This window comes from Streptosporangium sp. CA-115845 (genome assembly GCF_050943795.1).
Lineage (GTDB): Bacteria > Actinomycetota > Actinomycetes > Streptosporangiales > Streptosporangiaceae > Streptosporangium.
In genome coordinates this window covers 9,990,969-10,005,514 of the sequence record NZ_CP191988.1, presented here as the reverse complement: position 1 = coordinate 10,005,514, position 14,546 = coordinate 9,990,969, and the positions used below count along the sequence as shown (strand labels likewise).

14 protein-coding genes are annotated in these 14,546 nt (G+C 70.2%); 9 read left to right on the top strand and 5 right to left on the bottom strand.

The annotated features are described in order from the left end of the window. The first annotated feature begins 1 nt into the window (after position 1). Positions 2 to 1,417, top strand: a complete 1,416-nt coding sequence (locus ACQP0P_RS47505) for an amidase (RefSeq protein WP_433369776.1) — start codon at positions 2 to 4, stop codon at positions 1,415 to 1,417. Positions 1,418 to 1,595: 178 nt separating this feature from the next. Beyond that, positions 1,596 to 1,934, top strand: a complete 339-nt coding sequence (locus ACQP0P_RS47500; RefSeq protein ID WP_433369773.1) for a YkvA family protein — start codon at positions 1,596 to 1,598, stop codon at positions 1,932 to 1,934. Here the strand turns inward: ACQP0P_RS47500 and ACQP0P_RS47495 are convergent. Beyond that, positions 1,915 to 3,111, bottom strand: a complete 1,197-nt coding sequence (locus ACQP0P_RS47495) for an amidohydrolase family protein (RefSeq protein WP_355626719.1) — start codon at positions 3,109 to 3,111, stop codon at positions 1,915 to 1,917. The genes ACQP0P_RS47500 and ACQP0P_RS47495 overlap by 20 nt on opposite strands. A 190-nt stretch (positions 3,112 to 3,301) precedes the next feature. Between ACQP0P_RS47495 and ACQP0P_RS47490 the strand changes: the two genes are divergently transcribed. Both ACQP0P_RS47490 and ACQP0P_RS47485 read left to right on the top strand, forming a co-directional pair. Beyond that, entirely contained in the window at positions 3,302 to 3,946 is a 645-nt protein-coding gene (locus ACQP0P_RS47490) for a hypothetical protein (RefSeq protein WP_433369770.1), read from the top strand. Positions 3,947 to 3,967: 21 nt separating this feature from the next. Continuing rightward, the gene (locus ACQP0P_RS47485) at positions 3,968 to 4,666 is read left to right on the top strand and encodes a hypothetical protein (RefSeq protein ID WP_433369767.1); all 699 of its coding nucleotides are present in this window, start codon (positions 3,968 to 3,970) and stop codon (positions 4,664 to 4,666) included. Positions 4,667 to 4,724: 58 nt separating this feature from the next. Here the strand turns inward: ACQP0P_RS47485 and ACQP0P_RS47480 are convergent, their stop codons facing one another. Beyond that, a complete protein-coding gene (locus ACQP0P_RS47480) occupies positions 4,725 to 5,597 on the bottom strand; it encodes an SURF1 family cytochrome oxidase biogenesis protein (protein ID WP_433369764.1) in 873 nt (290 codons plus the stop codon). A gap of 205 nt (positions 5,598 to 5,802) precedes the next feature. Here ACQP0P_RS47480 and ACQP0P_RS47475 point away from each other — a divergent pair, with 205 nt between their 5' ends. Further along, the gene (locus ACQP0P_RS47475; RefSeq protein WP_433369761.1) at positions 5,803 to 6,456 is read left to right on the top strand and encodes a VC0807 family protein; all 654 of its coding nucleotides are present in this window, start codon (positions 5,803 to 5,805) and stop codon (positions 6,454 to 6,456) included. On the opposite strand, the gene ACQP0P_RS47470 is transcribed toward ACQP0P_RS47475, so the two are convergent. After that, positions 6,404 to 6,928 (bottom strand): winged helix-turn-helix transcriptional regulator, encoded by a 525-nt coding sequence (locus ACQP0P_RS47470; protein ID WP_433369758.1) that lies wholly within the window; start codon positions 6,926 to 6,928, stop codon positions 6,404 to 6,406. The genes ACQP0P_RS47475 and ACQP0P_RS47470 overlap by 53 nt on opposite strands. An 88-nt stretch (positions 6,929 to 7,016) precedes the next feature. Between ACQP0P_RS47470 and ACQP0P_RS47465 the strand changes: the two genes are divergently transcribed. Both ACQP0P_RS47465 and ACQP0P_RS47460 read left to right on the top strand, forming a co-directional pair. After that, positions 7,017 to 7,562: an N-acetyltransferase family protein gene (locus ACQP0P_RS47465; RefSeq protein ID WP_433369755.1), complete on the top strand. Its 546-nt coding sequence runs from the start codon at positions 7,017 to 7,019 to the stop codon at positions 7,560 to 7,562. 146 nt (positions 7,563 to 7,708) lie between these two features. Next, positions 7,709 to 8,305: a TetR/AcrR family transcriptional regulator gene (locus ACQP0P_RS47460; protein ID WP_030917031.1), complete on the top strand. Its 597-nt coding sequence runs from the start codon at positions 7,709 to 7,711 to the stop codon at positions 8,303 to 8,305. Positions 8,306 to 8,339: 34 nt separating this feature from the next. Here the strand turns inward: ACQP0P_RS47460 and ACQP0P_RS47455 are convergent, their stop codons facing one another. After that, positions 8,340 to 8,651, bottom strand: coding sequence for a hypothetical protein (locus tag ACQP0P_RS47455; protein WP_433369752.1), 312 nt, complete (start codon positions 8,649 to 8,651; stop codon positions 8,340 to 8,342). A gap of 140 nt (positions 8,652 to 8,791) precedes the next feature. Here ACQP0P_RS47455 and ACQP0P_RS47450 point away from each other — a divergent pair, with 140 nt between their 5' ends. Continuing rightward, entirely contained in the window at positions 8,792 to 10,243 is a 1,452-nt protein-coding gene (locus tag ACQP0P_RS47450; RefSeq protein WP_433369750.1) for a DUF7059 domain-containing protein, read from the top strand. Positions 10,244 to 10,556: 313 nt separating this feature from the next. Here ACQP0P_RS47450 and ACQP0P_RS47445 read toward each other — a convergent pair whose 3' ends face one another. Further along, the gene (locus ACQP0P_RS47445) at positions 10,557 to 13,646 is read right to left on the bottom strand and encodes an AfsR/SARP family transcriptional regulator (RefSeq protein WP_433369747.1); all 3,090 of its coding nucleotides are present in this window, start codon (positions 13,644 to 13,646) and stop codon (positions 10,557 to 10,559) included. Positions 13,647 to 13,949: 303 nt separating this feature from the next. Here ACQP0P_RS47445 and ACQP0P_RS47440 point away from each other — a divergent pair, with 303 nt between their 5' ends. Next, positions 13,950 to 14,435, top strand: coding sequence for a hypothetical protein (locus ACQP0P_RS47440; RefSeq protein WP_433369745.1), 486 nt, complete (start codon positions 13,950 to 13,952; stop codon positions 14,433 to 14,435). The last annotated feature ends 111 nt before the right edge of the window (positions 14,436 to 14,546 follow it).

Here is a 14,546-nt window from a genome sequence, read left to right as displayed (position 1 = left end):
CTTGCACGACCTGTTGAAGTTGGACGCGCTCGCACAGGCGCAGGCCGTATGGAAGGGAGAGGTCTCTCCGAGAGAGCTCGCCGAGGCGGCGATCGCGCGGATCGAGGCGTGTGACGGCGCGATCAACGCGGTGGTCCACCGCAGGTTCGAGCGGGCACTGGAGGAGGCGGACAAGGTCGAGCTCGACGCCCCCTTCGCGGGGGTGCCGACACTGCTGAAGGATCTGGGCTGGGGCATGGCCGGTGAGCCGTACCGTGCGGGATCGCGCACCCTCGACGGGATCTCGGCGGAGCGCGACGGTTACGCGGTGGCCAAGCTGCGCCGGGCGGGGTTCACGATCCTGGGCCGGACCAACACTCCGGAGTTCGGCACCGCGATCAGCACCGAGCCGGTGGCGTTCGGCCCGACCCGCAACCCGTACGACCTCCGCTACAGCAGTGGCGGGTCGAGCGGGGGATCCGCGGCGGCGGTGGCGGCGGGCATGGTCGCGGTGGCCACGGCCAGCGACGGCGGCGGATCGATCCGGATCCCGGCGAGCATGTGCGGGCTGGTCGGGCTGAAGCCCAGCAGGGGCAGGGTCAGCTCAGGGCCGTCGGCGGGCGAGCCCTGGGCGGGCTTCTCGGCCGCGGGCCTGCTCTGCCGTACGGTCAGGGACAGCGCGGCGACCCTCGACGTGGTCGCGGGGACGATGCCGGGCGATCCGTACGGCGCGTCCGCCTGGCGGCGCCCGCTCGCCGAGGAGGTCGGAGCCGACCCCGGGCGGCTGCGGATCGGTTTCCTCACCGAACATCCGGACGGGACCGTCCCGCCCGAGGCGGACCTGGTGGCCGCGGTCACCGGGGCCGCCGGGCTGCTGGCGGCGCTGGGGCACGAGGTCGAGCCGGGGGGACCGCCCGCGCTCGCCGAGGACGGCTTCGCCGCGCACTTCGGTACTGTCGTCGCCGCTCACGTGGCCGCCGACCTGGAGGACATCGGGCGCTGGCGCGGCAGACCCGTGGAGCTGGACGAGTTGGAGACGCGCAACCGGATCCTGGGCGCGGCGGGTCGCGAGCTCGGTGCGGTCGGCTACCTGGCCGCGCGCGACTGGATCGACGGGTTCCGGCGGCGGATGGCCGTCTGGTGGGAATCCCACGACCTGCTGCTCATGCCGTCCCTGGGGGTGGCGCCCTTCCGCCTCGGCCGGCTGCCCGCGGACGACGTCAGCCTCTCGCGGGGCCTGACCAACCAGGCGGTGGCGTTCACCTCGCCGATCAACGCCACCGGGCAGCCCGCGATCTCCCTGCCGCTGCACCGCACCACGGACGGTCTGCCGGTAGGCGTGCAACTGGTCGCCGCGGCGGGACGGGAGGATCTGCTCATCCGGGTGGCCGCCCAGATCGAGGAGGGGCGGCCCTTCCAGCACCCGGCGATGCGCTGACGCGATTTTTTCGGGATATTTGGTGATACCGGGGAACGGATGGACGGGAGCGGCGGCGGGGGTGTGATCGTCCCGGTCGCGGCGGGCGTTCGGGAACCGTATCGGAAAACCACGCGTTATATCGTGAGGTGGTGGGGTAATACGCCACCAGGCGAACGTGCTTCCGAGAGGAATCCCCATGGCGAAGGCGGCGCGCGCGGCACAGGCGTGGAAGACGTACAGGAACGTGTCGAAGCCGGGCTCACCCGGTCTCGGCGCTCGCCTGCGCGCTCTCCCCAGGATGATCGGCGCGGTCATGCGCGGGCAGTACCCCGGTATGAGCAAGGGCAAGCTGGCCATGATGGGCCTTGGCGTGCTCTACATCATCTCGCCGGTCGACGTCATCCCCGACTTCCTGGTTCTCATCGGGGTGGCCGACGACTTCGGCGTCTTCCTGTGGCTGATGAGTTCCCTGCTCGGCGAGGGCGGACGCTACGTCGACTGGGAGCGTGACCGGGTCAGAGCTGTTCCATCCTGAGCCAGGCGCGAGAGGGCAGCGGGTGGCCGAACAGGCGGGCGGCGTTGCCGTAGGCCACCCGGGCGATGTCGGCGGGCGGCAGGCTGCCCAGGTTCGTCGCGATGGCCTGCTGGGTGTCGGGCCAGGTGGAGTCGGAGTGGGGATAGCCGCTCTCCAGCAGCACGTGCTCCAGCCCGACGGCGAGCCGCACCCCGGACAGGGCGTGGTCGTTGAGCGTGCCGAAGAAGAAGTTTCTGCGCAGCACCTCGCTGGGCTTCAGGCCACCCTCCCAGGAGGCCTCACCGGCCACCGGGTGGTCGAGCGCGTAGTCGGCCCGCTCGGCGAGCATCGGCAGCCAGCCCACGCCCCCCTCCACGATGAGGATCCGCAGCGCGGGGAAGCGCAGCGGGATGCCCGACCAGAGCCAGTCGGCACAGGCGAACATGGCGCTCGCCGGCATCAGTGTGGTGATCGCCTCGATCGGGGTGTCCGGTGAGGGAACGGGTGCCCAGGAGCCGGCGCCGGCGTTCAGGCAGACGACCGTTCCCGTCTCCTCACAGGCCTGGAAGAACGGGTCCCAGTGGTCGCTGTGGATGGACGGCAGACGTAGCCGGGTGGGGAACTCGGGGAAGAGCACCGCCTTGAAACCACGCGCCGCGTTGTCGCGGATCTCCTTGGCGGCGATCTCGGGGTCGGTCAGCCAGGGCAGCTGCAGGGCGATGATCCGCTCCGGATAGGTGCCCGCCCAGACGTCCACGTGCCAGTCGTTCCACGCGCGCAGGATCGCCAGGCCGAGTTCCTGGTCGCGGGTCTTGGCGAAGACCATGCCCGACTGCCCGGCCAGCATGCCGGGGAAGCAGAGCGCGGCCCAGACGCCGGCGCGGTCCATGTCCTCGATTCGGGCCTCGATGTCGTGGCAGCCGGGACGCATGTGCTCGAACCGCACCGGGTCGAGCGTCCACTGCTCGCGGGGCAGACCGGCGCCCACGTCGAGCCCGGCGCAGGGATAGGTGGCACCGCCGTAGCGCCAGACCTGATGACCCGAGTCGGTCTCGACCACCTTGGGAGCCAGTTCGGCGTACTTCTCCGGCAGCCGGTCGTCGAACATGTCGGGCGGCTCGATCAGGTGGTCGTCGGCCGAAATGATCACATAGTCCCGCCGCCTGGGCTCGGGGTCGGGGAGCAGCGGCGTAGTCACACGGTCAACCGTATGACGCTGGAATAACACTGTTCAAGCCGCAAGGTCTCCGGTTGGTATCTCTGTCTCCCAAGACGTCTCTTACCGGCGCCCTACAGGACCACCGGCTAGCCTGTCTGGCGGTGGATCTCGCGTGACGGGGGCAGAGATGCGAGTGGTGGTTCCGGCACGGGGCGACATACCGTATGTCGTGCGTCTGGCACTGCTGTTCGTGCTCGCGATCTCCACGGTGGTCGTCCACCTCAACCAGGCGCCACCCCTGCGGCCCGCCTCGGAGCTCATCTCGGACCTGCGGGCGGGCGGGGTGACCAAGGTCGTCTACGACCGCAACTGGCCCGCCTACGGCACGCTGACGTGGTCGCACGGGCCGCTCTCCTGGAGCCAGGCCCGCTTCGACCAGCCCGACGACGTCTGGGACCCCGAGACCACCCGGCTGGTCCCCGAGGCCCTTGAGCGCCGCCAGGGGGCCTTCCTGGCCCAGGTGCGCGCCGCGGCCGACCCCGGCGTGGAGATCGTGCGCACCGAGGGCTTCGGCGGTCTGACGGGCTCGCCCGCCTATGGGCGCTGGTGGGAACCCTTCGGCCCGGTGGCGGTGGCGGCGGAGGTGCTGGCCTGGCTGCTCATGCTGACCCGGCCGAACCCCCGCTACGCCAGCCGCTGGGCGTGGTTCTGGATGTTCCTCACCGGCGGCTCGCTGCTCTACGTCCTGCTGGAGCCCCATCCCCTGTGGCGCGGGCCGTACGAGGTGCTGCCCGCACCGGCCAGAATCGACGGCACGCGGGGGTTCGCGATCGCGGTGGCGCTTCTTTTCGGTATGGCGATGGTTAATGCATGACCATGAAGTAGTAAATAAGGCATGGCTCCTGAAGCGGTCGAAGTCCGGCGCGGTTGGCGGATCCTCGGGCTGACCGTCCGGACGGTGCTCCTGCTCGTCCTGCTCTTCGGCGTCCTGGTCACCGTGCTGAGCCTCACGCCCCTGACGGCGACGCGGGCCGAACTCCGCGCCGCGGGGGCGGTCGACCGCCTCTCCCTCATCGAGTACGACGAGCAGGCCGGGGCGATCCACCGGATCCGATGGGCCCAGGGCCCGCTGATCTGGTGCGAGATCGGCCCGGAGACGCTCCTGGCGGGCCCGGCCGCCTATACGAGGGCAGACCTCAGAGGCGACCTGGGCCGGAGCCAGGTCAGGATGACCGAGCTGGATGACTCCGATGAATGGAAGTTCATACCCTTCTGGGCCCGCGAGGTGCCGACGTCCGTCGGCGGCGTGTGGGTCGTCGGAGCCTGGCTGCTTACCTTTCTGATCATGCTTGGCTCGACGCCCAGGCTGGGCAACCGGTGGGCCTGGCTCTGGATCTTCACCGTCGGGCAGGCCGGAGCGATGCTGTTCCTGCTGCTCGAACCCCGCCCGCTCTGGTTCGAGGCCGGGCGGCGCCCCGCGCCGCGCGAGCGGCTCGGCGGGGTGCGGGGTTTCCTGCTGGCGATCGGGGTGGGCCTGCTCTCCACGGGTCTGGCGTTGGGCGCCGGCACGCTGCTGAACCTCGTCGGCGGCTAGGCTCCGCGGCTTTCCGCCGGGTCCGCACCTGGGTGCCGGTGTTCAGGCGGGTTCTTCGTCAGGTGCCGGCCCGCTCAGCCGGTGCGGCCTGTTCCGCCGGTGCGGTCCGCTCGGGGGCGTCCGGGAGTTCGGCGGGGTCGCCGGGCTCCGGACCGCCGGTCGTGGCCGGCGCGACGGTGGCCGCGGCCCTGAGGTCGGCGGCCTCCCTGCGGATCAGCAGCGCCCAGCCGCCGATCGCGATCCCGATGAACAGCCACCACTGCACGCCGTACGCCAGGTTGAGCCCGCCTCCCCCGCCGACGTCCGGCGCCGGGACGGGTTCCGGCGCGGTGGTGGCCGCGGGCGACTGCCCGGTCAACTCGACATACCCGCCGAGAAGCCGGTACGGCAGGCGGCTGCCGATCGCCTCGGTGTTGATCAGTAGGACCTGGCCCGTGGGCAGGCCCGCTCGGTCCCGGATGCCCGAGGTCTCCTCGGTCTCGGTGGGCCGTAGCCTGCCGGTGACAGTTACCTCACCCGAGGATGGGGCGGGGACCTCGGGGAGGGCGTCGGCCGTGGCACCCGCCTTGACCCAGCCCCGGTTCACCAGCACACCGGTGCCGTTCGGGGAGATCAGCGGGGTCAGCACGTAGAAGCCGACCACCTTGTTCTGGGTGCGGCGCCTGACCAGGAGCTGGGCGTCCGCGTCGTACCTGCCGCCGACCGTGACGGGGCGGTACTTGTCCTGCACGGAGACGGTGCCGCCGGGCGAGGTCAGCTCTTCCACGGCGACGGGGGCGGTGGCGAGGTTGCGAGTGATCTGGTCGCTGCTGGTGGATCTTTCCGTGAAACGCCCGAACTGCCACTGGCCCAGCAGCACGAAAGCGGGGATGACCAGCAACACCACCACGTGCAGAGCCAGCCATCGGGGAGTCAGCAGAAACCGGTACACGCTCTCAAGAGTAGGCATCGGGAGTGCCGCCCCGTTCTCCGAGTGCGCTTTTGGGAGTGGCGGGGGGTGCCTGCGGGCGTAGTAAGGTGCCCGGAACCGCGCGATCGTCGGATGTCATGGAAAAATCCGTGGACACTTCGGACATCGCATATGGTCGGCTGAAATATCCCCCGGGACGTTCCACCACCCTCGGAGCCTGCTCCTGATGACTGTGCTCATGCCCGCTCCCACGGCTCCGATCGCACTCCCCCGTCTCGGCGCCCTGTTGCGGCATGCCGCCCCCAGGGTGTTCGAGAGCATGATGCTTCCCGTTCTCGTCTTCTACGTCGCACTGATCTTCACCAACTCGCACGTCGCGCTCGCGGTGGCGGCGCTCTGGGTCTACGGCGGGGTCGCCTGGCGACTGGTCAGGCGGAGCGAGGCGCCCGGCACGCTCATGCTGGCGGCGGGCACGATCACCGTCAGGGTGGTGCTGACCGTGGCGACGGGCAACCCCATCGTGTTCTTCCTCCAGCCCTGCCTCGGGGTGTTCTGCGTGAGCATGGGTTTCCTGCTCACCGCGCCGTTGCGGCGGCCGCTGATCCGGCGGGTGGTGGCCGATCTCGTGCCGCTGCCCGACCAGGTGACGGAGCACCCGCGGATGCGCCGTTTCTTCGTGTCGCAGTCGGTGCTGTGGGGTTGCGCGCAACTGCTGAACGCGGTGCTGAGCCTGTGGCTGCTGCTCAGCCAGACTCTGGAGACCTACCTTCTGGTGCGCACCTCGGCGGTCGCGGTGCTGCTCGGTGGTGCGGCACTGATCTCGGTGCTCAGCCTCCGGCACTGCCTGCGGGGGCTGGAGACGCGGGGGTTGGAGGGCTGAGGCGCATGCCGGGTCCGGGAAGCGGGGTGACCTCTCTCGGGCCGGACACCTCGTGCCCCTCGGCGCAGCGGAAGTGCTGCTCGATCGGCGCGCCGCAGCCACGGTGGGCGAGGAGTATCGGCGGCCCCTCGTGGTCGCTGAGATACCTGTCGCCCCACCGCATCAGGGCCACCAGGGTCGGGTAGAGGTCGAGACCCATCTGGGTCAGCCGGTATTCGTCGCGCTGCCGTTGCCCGGGTTCGCGGTAGGGCACCTTGCGCAGCAGCCCCTCCTCCACGAGCCGGGCCAGCCTGGCGCTGAGTACCTGCCTGGGCGCTCCCGTGGCGGCCTGCATGTCGGCGAAGCGCCGTACCCCGCTGAACGCCTCGCGCAGCACCAGGAACGTCCACTTCTCGCCGACAATGCCAAGGGCGCGCTCGATGGAACAGTTCTCCAGTCGCAGGGGCAGGTTGCCGGGAGCCGCCTCACTCATGTGCGAATCGTAAGTCGCCATGGCGCCACCTCCAACGCTCATCTAAGTCTACTTGACATACTCAGCTCTCCTGCGAGAATCTGAGTCCATGATGCGAACTCAGCTGGCGTCGCCGTGCCAGGCCTCGGCACCGCCCGTGCCCGTGGACGTCGTGGCCGGGTCCTGGAAGGCTGTCGAGATCCGGCCCGCGCGGCCGGATGACGAGGAACGGGTCCGTCGCTTCCTCGGGGGGCTGTCGTCCTGGACGCAGGCACGGCGATTCTTCACCGGGGTGAGCCGTCCCGGCGCGGGCTTTGTCAGGGCGCTTCTGGCCGTGGACGAACGGTGCGACGCGCTGCTCGCGGTACGCGGGGACCTCGTCGTCGGGCACGCGATGAGCCACCGGAGCCAGGGAGAGGCGACCGACATCGAGATCGCCGTGGTGGTGGGCGACGAGTGGCAGGGGGTGGGGCTCGGCTCCCGGCTCGTCCGTGCGCTGATGCGCCGCGCGGCGGCCCGGGGGGCCGGGACGGTGGGGATGGACGTGCTCGGAGACAACCGCACGGTGCTGGCGATGATCCGCAAGATGTGGCCTGAGGCGACCATGCGCGCCTCCTGTGGCACGGTGGAGGTGACCGCGAGAATCCTGCGCTGAGGAGTCCCCGTGCCGGGACGCGAGCATGTGGCAGGGCTTCCGGGGCGGTGGCGCGGTGTCGCGATCAAGGCGGTATGATCGGCGTGGTCCAAGCCGTTTCCCGCCCAGTTTGCGGAATAAGGTTCTGGTGCCTCACCATTGGAGTCGTGAAGACTGCCAAGAACGGACGCGACGGCCGCACCAGGATCGTCGAGGGCGCCCTACGACGATTCAGCCAAGATGGTGTCTCGGCCACCACGCTGGCCAGCCTCCGGGAGGAGAGCGGCGTCAGCGTCGGCAGCTTCTATCACCACTTCGCCAGCAAGGAACATGTCTTCGGCGTCCTGTACGCCGAGACCCTGCGCATGTACCAGGACGCGTTCCTCGCCGAGCTCCATCGCCACGAGGGGGCGAGGGAGGGCATCGAGGCCATCGTCGCGCTGCACATGTCCTGGTGCGGCGAGCATCGCGAGCGCGCCCACCTGCTGATCAGTGAGCGGCCGCCCAGGCGCGAGGAGCCGGGCGGCACCGAGGTGTCGGAGTCGCGCAGGGCGTTCTTCAGAACGGTCTCCGACTGGTGGCGCCCGCACATGAAGAACGGGCTGCTCCAGCCCGTCCATCCGACGATGTGCTACGTGCTCTGGCTTGGACCGGCCAACGAGATGTGCCGCCTGTGGTTCGCCGGGGCGCACCAGCCCACCTCCGAGGAGATCGGCGGCCTCTGTGAGGCGGCCTGGCAGAGCCTGCGGCAGCAGGGCTCCTGACCGTCGTCACCGTTCCTGCCCGGCCGGAGCGGGTTCAGCGCGTGCCCGCCAGCTGGCGCATCCGCGTCGACACCCGCCAGACGTCCTTGTCGAGCGAGATGTCCAGTCGCAGGTCCTGACGCCGGCGCCGCAGGCCGGGCACGCGCACCCGGTCGGAGACGTCGAACCTGCCGCGCCTGGCGTAGCCGAACCCCAGCTCTCCGGGGAAGACTCGTAACTCATCCTGATTGCCACATCGCGGACAGGTCCAGGCGACCAGGTCCTTGCCTCGGCAGTAGTCGTGGCAGGCGCGAAAATACTCATCAGGGCGAAAACGGGACTCACAGGCGAAGCAAGGGATCAGCATCACGGATCCTTTGGAACGGATGGTGCAGCTACCAAGAAGTACCGCCTCCCGGTTGAAGTCCGCTTGCAGAATGCTTACCCCGGTGTGTAACAGTCTCATCACTCGGAGCAGCCGGACGTGCCCGGTGCGAGGATTGCCCGGTGAACGATCTGCTGGACCGGCTCAGAGAGCTCCTGCTCGACACCGGCTACACCATCGACGGCGTCCGCGAGCGACTCGGTGACGTCGCCGCCACCGCGCTCTCTCGTGAGGAGACGGTGCCCGCCCTGCGCGTCACCGGCCAGGGTGACCCGCTCGGCACCCTGATCCGGCTGTGGTGGCTCGGCGCCCCCATGGAGGCGCGAGGGGCACCGGCGGGCCTCCCACTGGAGGAACTGGCCGCCGCGGGACTGGTGACCGTCGAGGGCGGGTGGGTCACCTCCACGGTTCACCTGCAGCCCTGGGAGACCGGTGGTTACGTGGTCTCCGACCGCAAGGTCAGGCCGGGCGACCCCGCCCTGCGCCCGGACCACGTCGTCGGCGCGGGGGGAGCCTCGGCGAACCTCGCCCAGCTGGCCTCACATCGCCCGGTCGGGCGTGCTCTGGATCTCGGTACCGGATGCGGGGTCCAGGTGCTCCATCTGAACGGCCGCGCCGAGGAGATAACGGCCACCGACGTCAACCCGCGCGCGCTGGAGCTGGCCCGGTTGAGCTGGGCGCTGTCCGGGATCACCGGGGTCGAGGCGCGGCAGGGTTCCATGTTCGATCCCGTCCAGGGCGAACGCTTCGACCTGGTCGTCTCCAACCCGCCGTTCGTGATCTCCCCGGCCGGCCGGTTCACCTACCGGGAGTCGGGCCTGCCCGCCGACGACTTCTGCCGCGACCTCGTACGGCGGGCGCCGGGCCACCTCGCACCCGGCGGCACCTGCCACCTGCTGGCCAACTGGCTGCACGTCGACGGCGAGGACTGGCGTGACCGGGTGGGCGGCTGGCTCGCCGGGACCGGCTGTGACGGCTGGGCGGTCCAGCGCGACGTGCAGGATCCCGCCGAGTACGTCGAGCTGTGGCTGAGGGACGCCGCCGAGCAGGGCACCCCGCGCTACCGCGAGCTCTACGACGACTGGCTCGGCTGGTTCGACTCCGAGAACGTCACCGGGATCGGCTTCGGCTGGATCACGCTGCACGACTCCGGGAGCCTTGACCCGGTCGTGCGGGTGGAGGAGTACGGCCTGCCGGTGGAGTTGCCGGTCGGCGGATACGTGGACGAGGTGCTCGGCGCGATCACCACGGCGCACCGGCTGACCGACGCCCAGTTGCTGGGCGCCAGGCTGGCGGTCGCCGAGGGAGTGCTGGAGGAGCGGAGCGGACCGCCCGGAGCCGAGGACCCGGCACGGATCGTGCTGAGGCAGACCGGGAGGCTGCGCCGCAGCACGCGGGTCGGGACCGTGGAAGCCGCCCTCGCGGGGGTCTGTGACGGTGACTATCCACTGGCCCCGCTGCTCGACGCGATCGCGGAACTCACCGGTGAGGACCCCGATGACCTGCGGGCCAAGGCCCCTGCCGTGCTCCGTCCGCTGATTGCCGAGGGGTTTTTCCACATATCCACAGGGTGATTATCCACAGACTGTGGATAACGCCGCTATTGCCTGTCAATCGGATGTCAAACCCGGCGGGGGAAGCTCTGGGCGTGGGGCACGGACTCGGGGGGTGAAGGGTCCGTGCAAAGTCCGGCCGGCTGCCACTGTGAGGCGGCCGGCCCGCGGGCGACGTACCGGATGACCGGGCCCCCTACACGTCGCCCGGGGCCAGGCGGCCGGCCGGGCTTCCATGTTCATCCCGGACCGCGGACCGACTTCGAGGGGTATGCCAGTGATCAACCATGTTTGGATGACGCGACTTGATGATGATCTTTATGATGATCTTGGATTAGCTGTCGACCTGGTCGCGCTCCAGCAGAAGGCGCAGATCCTCGGCCTCGGGTGCGCCGAGCCTGCTGAACAGGTCGTGGGCACGTTCGAGGCAGTCGCGCCCGCGGCCGGTGCTGCCGAGACCGTTGAGCGCCTTGCCTAGCACCCACAGAGCCTGCGCCTCACCGTACGGGTGGCTGATCTCCCGGCTCACGGTAAGCGCCTGCTCCGCGTGACGGGTCGCGTCCGTGAAGCGGCCCGCGTGGATGAAGGTCTCGGCCAGCCGGGAACAGACCCGCTGCTCCCAGACCCGCTGCCTGCTGGCCCGGAAGAAGGCGAGGCACTCGGCATGGTGATGGACCGCCTCGTTCAACCGGCCGACCCGCGACAGGATCATCCCCAGGTGGTAGCGGGCCCTGGCGGTGCCGGCGCTGGAGCCCATCTCGATGAACAGGGCCAGCCCCTGCTCGGCGGCGGCGATCGCCTCCTGCGGCTGCTCCAGGAACAGGTGGTCGCGGGCGGAGTAGCTGAGTGTCAGCGCCTCCCCGCCCCGCGCTCCGACCTCCCTGAACGCCTCGCGCGCCGAGCTGAACCAGGCCAGGGCCTCCACGTGGCGGCGTCGGCGCCCGGCCACGACGGCCAACGCGTTCAGTACCTCACCGACAACGATGCGATCGCCCCCGGCCGACAGCTCCAGGGAGGCACGGAACTCCTCCTCGGCCTCGGCCAGCCGGTTGGTGCCGAACAGCACCCGGCCCAGCACGTAGCGGCAGCGCAGCTCGCTGGAGACGGCACCGAGCCGTCGCGCCACGGCCAGCATCTCCCGCGTCCGGCTCTCGAATTCGCGGCCGTGGCTCCCCGACTCCAGCAGCGGCTCCATGGCGAGCAGCAGGTCGGCCCCCGGCAGCAGTGCCTCGGCCTGGTTCGCGCGGGTCACCTGGACGATCGACGCGAACAGCGACTCCGCCTCCACCGACAGCCAGGCCACAGCCTCGTCGGCGGAGGCGAAGGCGTGGCCGGTACCGGTGACCCCCAGCTGGTCGGCGATCGTGCTGCCCTCGTAGGCGAGGCGGTGCGCCGAGCGCGCGGACGCCAGGTAGAAGTCGAGCAGCCGGGCCAGCGCCGCCGCGCCCTCCCCGCCGATGGCCACGCTCACCCCGGACCCGCGCCGCTCCCCGCCATCCTGACCGCCATCCCCCTCCACCGTGCCCTCGGCCCGTTCCGCGACCCGGCGGGCGAAGAGCTTGAGCAGGTCGTGGAAGCGGTAACGGCCAGGGGCCGGGGCCTCAAGCAGGCTGGCGTCCACCAGGGACTCCAGGACGTCCTCGGTGTCCATCGCCTCCAGCGCGAGCAGCCCGGAGGCGGCCCCGATCGAGATGTCCGGGCCCCCGGGCAGGGAGAGCAGCCGGAACGCGCGGGCCTGAGCCGGACTGAGCTGGCCGTACCCGAGGGCGAAGGTCGCCTCCACCGCGAGGTCTCCCACGCGCATCTCGTCCAGACGACGGCGTTCGTCGGCCAGCCGGGGAACCAGGGAGGCGACGGTCCAGGACGGCCGGGCGGCCAGACGCGCCGCCACGATTCGCACCGCGAGCGGCAGGAAACCGCAGGCGGCGACCACGTCCATGGCGGCGGCGCGTTCCGCTTCCACCCTCTCGGTGCCGGCGACGGTGCCGAACAGCGCGAGAGCCTCCTCAGGCTCCATGACGTCCAGGTCGATCAGCCGGGCCGAGGCCAGGTCGGCGAGTTTGCCGCGACTGGTCACGATCGCCGCGCACCCGGCCGAACCGGGGAGCAGCTGGCCCACCTGCGCGGCGTCGCGGGCGTTGTCCAGCAGCACGAGCATCCGCCGATCGGCCAGGAGCGAGCGGAACAGCGCGGAACGCTCGGCCAGGCCGTCGGGGATGGCGTCGGCGGGCAGGCCGAGCCCACGCAGGAACGCGGCCAGCACGGACTCGGGCGCGGTCGGCTCCACGCCGTACCCGCGCAGGTCGGCGTAGAGCTGGCCATCGGGAAACAGGTCGTGCATGGCATGGGCGACATGCACCGCCAGAGCCGTCTTGCCCACGCCGCCGATGCCGGAGATGGCCGCCACGGGCACGCCCTCGGAGCCCTCCTGGGCCGACAGCAGCGTGCGCAGCCGCGCGATGATCTGACGGCGCCCGGTGAAGTCGTTCACGGCGGCGGGAAGCTGTGCGGGGCGCGGCAGTTCCGGGACCACCGGCGTTCCCCGCGTTCTCGTCGGCTCCGGCTTCGGGCTCCGATCCGGGGCGGCCGGTGCGGTCTCGGCGGGCGTGAGCCGTGCGGGTCGGTCGGCAGGGGCGAGCGCGAGGGTCGGGGCGTCGGTGAGAATGCGCTGGTGCATGCTCATCAGGTCGGGGCCGGGCTCGATGCCCAGTTCCTCGATCAGCGTGGCGCGGGTCTCGGCGAAGGCGGCCAGTGCCTCCGCCCTGCGCCCGCAGCGGTAGTAGGCCAGCATCAGCTGGGCGCGGAGTCGCTCGCGCAGCGGATGGTCGGCGGTCAGCGCGATCAGCTCGGACAGCACGTCGGCGTGCCTGCCCAGCTCCAGGTCCAGGTCCATCAGGACTTCCAGCACGCTCATCCGGCGCTCGGTGAGCCGGTCGCGCTGGTGTTCGGCATAGGGGCCGACGGCTCCGGCCAGCGGCTCGCCGGTGCACAGCGCCAGGCTCGCACGCAGGCTCTCCGCGGCTTTCGCCAGGTCGCCCGCGCGGCGCGCGACCTCGGCCTCGGCGATGCCGCGCTCGAAGAGAACCAGGTCAAGGACGATCCCGTTCAGCCGCAGCGCGTACCCCCTGCCGACGGAGGTGAGCAGCTCGGGGCGGGTGCGCGGGGACCTGTCCGGCTCCAGCACCGCGCGCAGCCGGGAGACGTAGGTGCGCAGGGCGCCGAGCGCGCGGGGCGGGGCGTCGTCCCCCCAGATCGCGTCGATCATCTCGGTCGGCGTCACCGCCCGGTTCTCCCTCAGCAGGAGCATCGCCAGGATGGAACGTTGCAGTGGAGTGCCCAGGTCGAGTTCGGATCCGTCACGCCAGGCCTGGACAGGACCGAGTACGGCGAACCGTAATCCGTCTCCGCTGCCCTGAACAGCCATTTCTTGAATCTCCGCCCGATGGGAAGTTTTATGGCCAAATGATAGATCCTACTCTGCTGACTCAGTAAGTAGAGGGTTGTCCGTTCGCCGAGCCGTTGATCGCACGTTAATCGGCTGTTGAGTCATGTCCACAATGCTGTGGCTGTCGGGCATGGCCCCATACGGGGGCGGCCATGCCCGACATGTCGGTGGATTGCAGGTATGGATAAAGGCGCTGTAAGCGTGATGAAGGCGGGCGAGTCTATCAATGAGCCATGGCTCCTAGAGGAAGTCGGGAGCCGCCCCCTCAAGGAGAGAACCATCATGCGCCGCTCGATCAGCAAACTCCTCGGTCTCGCCGCCGCCACCGCCGTCATCGCGATCGGTGTTCCGGCCCTCGCCTCTCCGGCCTCGGCCGCCACTACCACCGCCGGCCCGGCCGCCTCCAGCGACTACGACGAGTTCTGGGGCTCCTACTACTCCAAGTACTACGACGACTCCCGCGCCAGCGCCAAGGGGCGCGTCTGGACCGAGGACGACGACAGCGTCCACGTCCAGGGCAGGGTCTACGACAGGTACTCGCCGGGCTGGCTCTGCGGCTACGTCCAGTTCAAGGTCGAGGACCACGAGGGCGAGGAGAGCTACTACTGGGCGCGCAAGTGCGGCTCCCAGGGTTACACCCCCTTCCACTTCGTTCGGGAAGAGGTCGAAAACCTGCAGGTCAGGGTCTGCTACTGGGACAAGCACGACGCCAAGAGGACGCTGTGCGGCAAGTGGCGCTACATCTACGAGGTCGACGGCGAGGAGTAATCCCACCTCGTGACCCGCTCGGTGGCGCGGCGTACGAACGCCTCCCATGACCCGCGTACGACATCAGGCGAATACCAGGCCCGCCCGGAACCCCGGGCGGGCCTTTTGTTC

Excerpts from the sequence above, each read along its gene's own strand:
- ACQP0P_RS47470 (WP_433369758.1), bottom strand. The coding sequence starts at position 6,928 with ATGAGTGAGGCGGCTCCCGGCAACCTGCCCCTGCGACTGGAGAACTGT.
- ACQP0P_RS47485 (WP_433369767.1), top strand. The coding sequence starts at position 3,968 with ATGGCTCCTGAAGCGGTCGAAGTCCGGCGCGGTTGGCGGATCCTCGGG.
- ACQP0P_RS47465 (WP_433369755.1), top strand. The coding sequence starts at position 7,017 with ATGATGCGAACTCAGCTGGCGTCGCCGTGCCAGGCCTCGGCACCGCCC.
- ACQP0P_RS47500 (WP_433369773.1), top strand. The coding sequence starts at position 1,596 with ATGGCGAAGGCGGCGCGCGCGGCACAGGCGTGGAAGACGTACAGGAAC.
- ACQP0P_RS47475 (WP_433369761.1), top strand. The coding sequence starts at position 5,803 with ATGACTGTGCTCATGCCCGCTCCCACGGCTCCGATCGCACTCCCCCGT.
- ACQP0P_RS47440 (WP_433369745.1), top strand. The coding sequence starts at position 13,950 with ATGCGCCGCTCGATCAGCAAACTCCTCGGTCTCGCCGCCGCCACCGCC.
- ACQP0P_RS47445 (WP_433369747.1), bottom strand. The coding sequence starts at position 13,646 with ATGGCTGTTCAGGGCAGCGGAGACGGATTACGGTTCGCCGTACTCGGT.
- ACQP0P_RS47455 (WP_433369752.1), bottom strand. The coding sequence starts at position 8,651 with ATGCTGATCCCTTGCTTCGCCTGTGAGTCCCGTTTTCGCCCTGATGAG.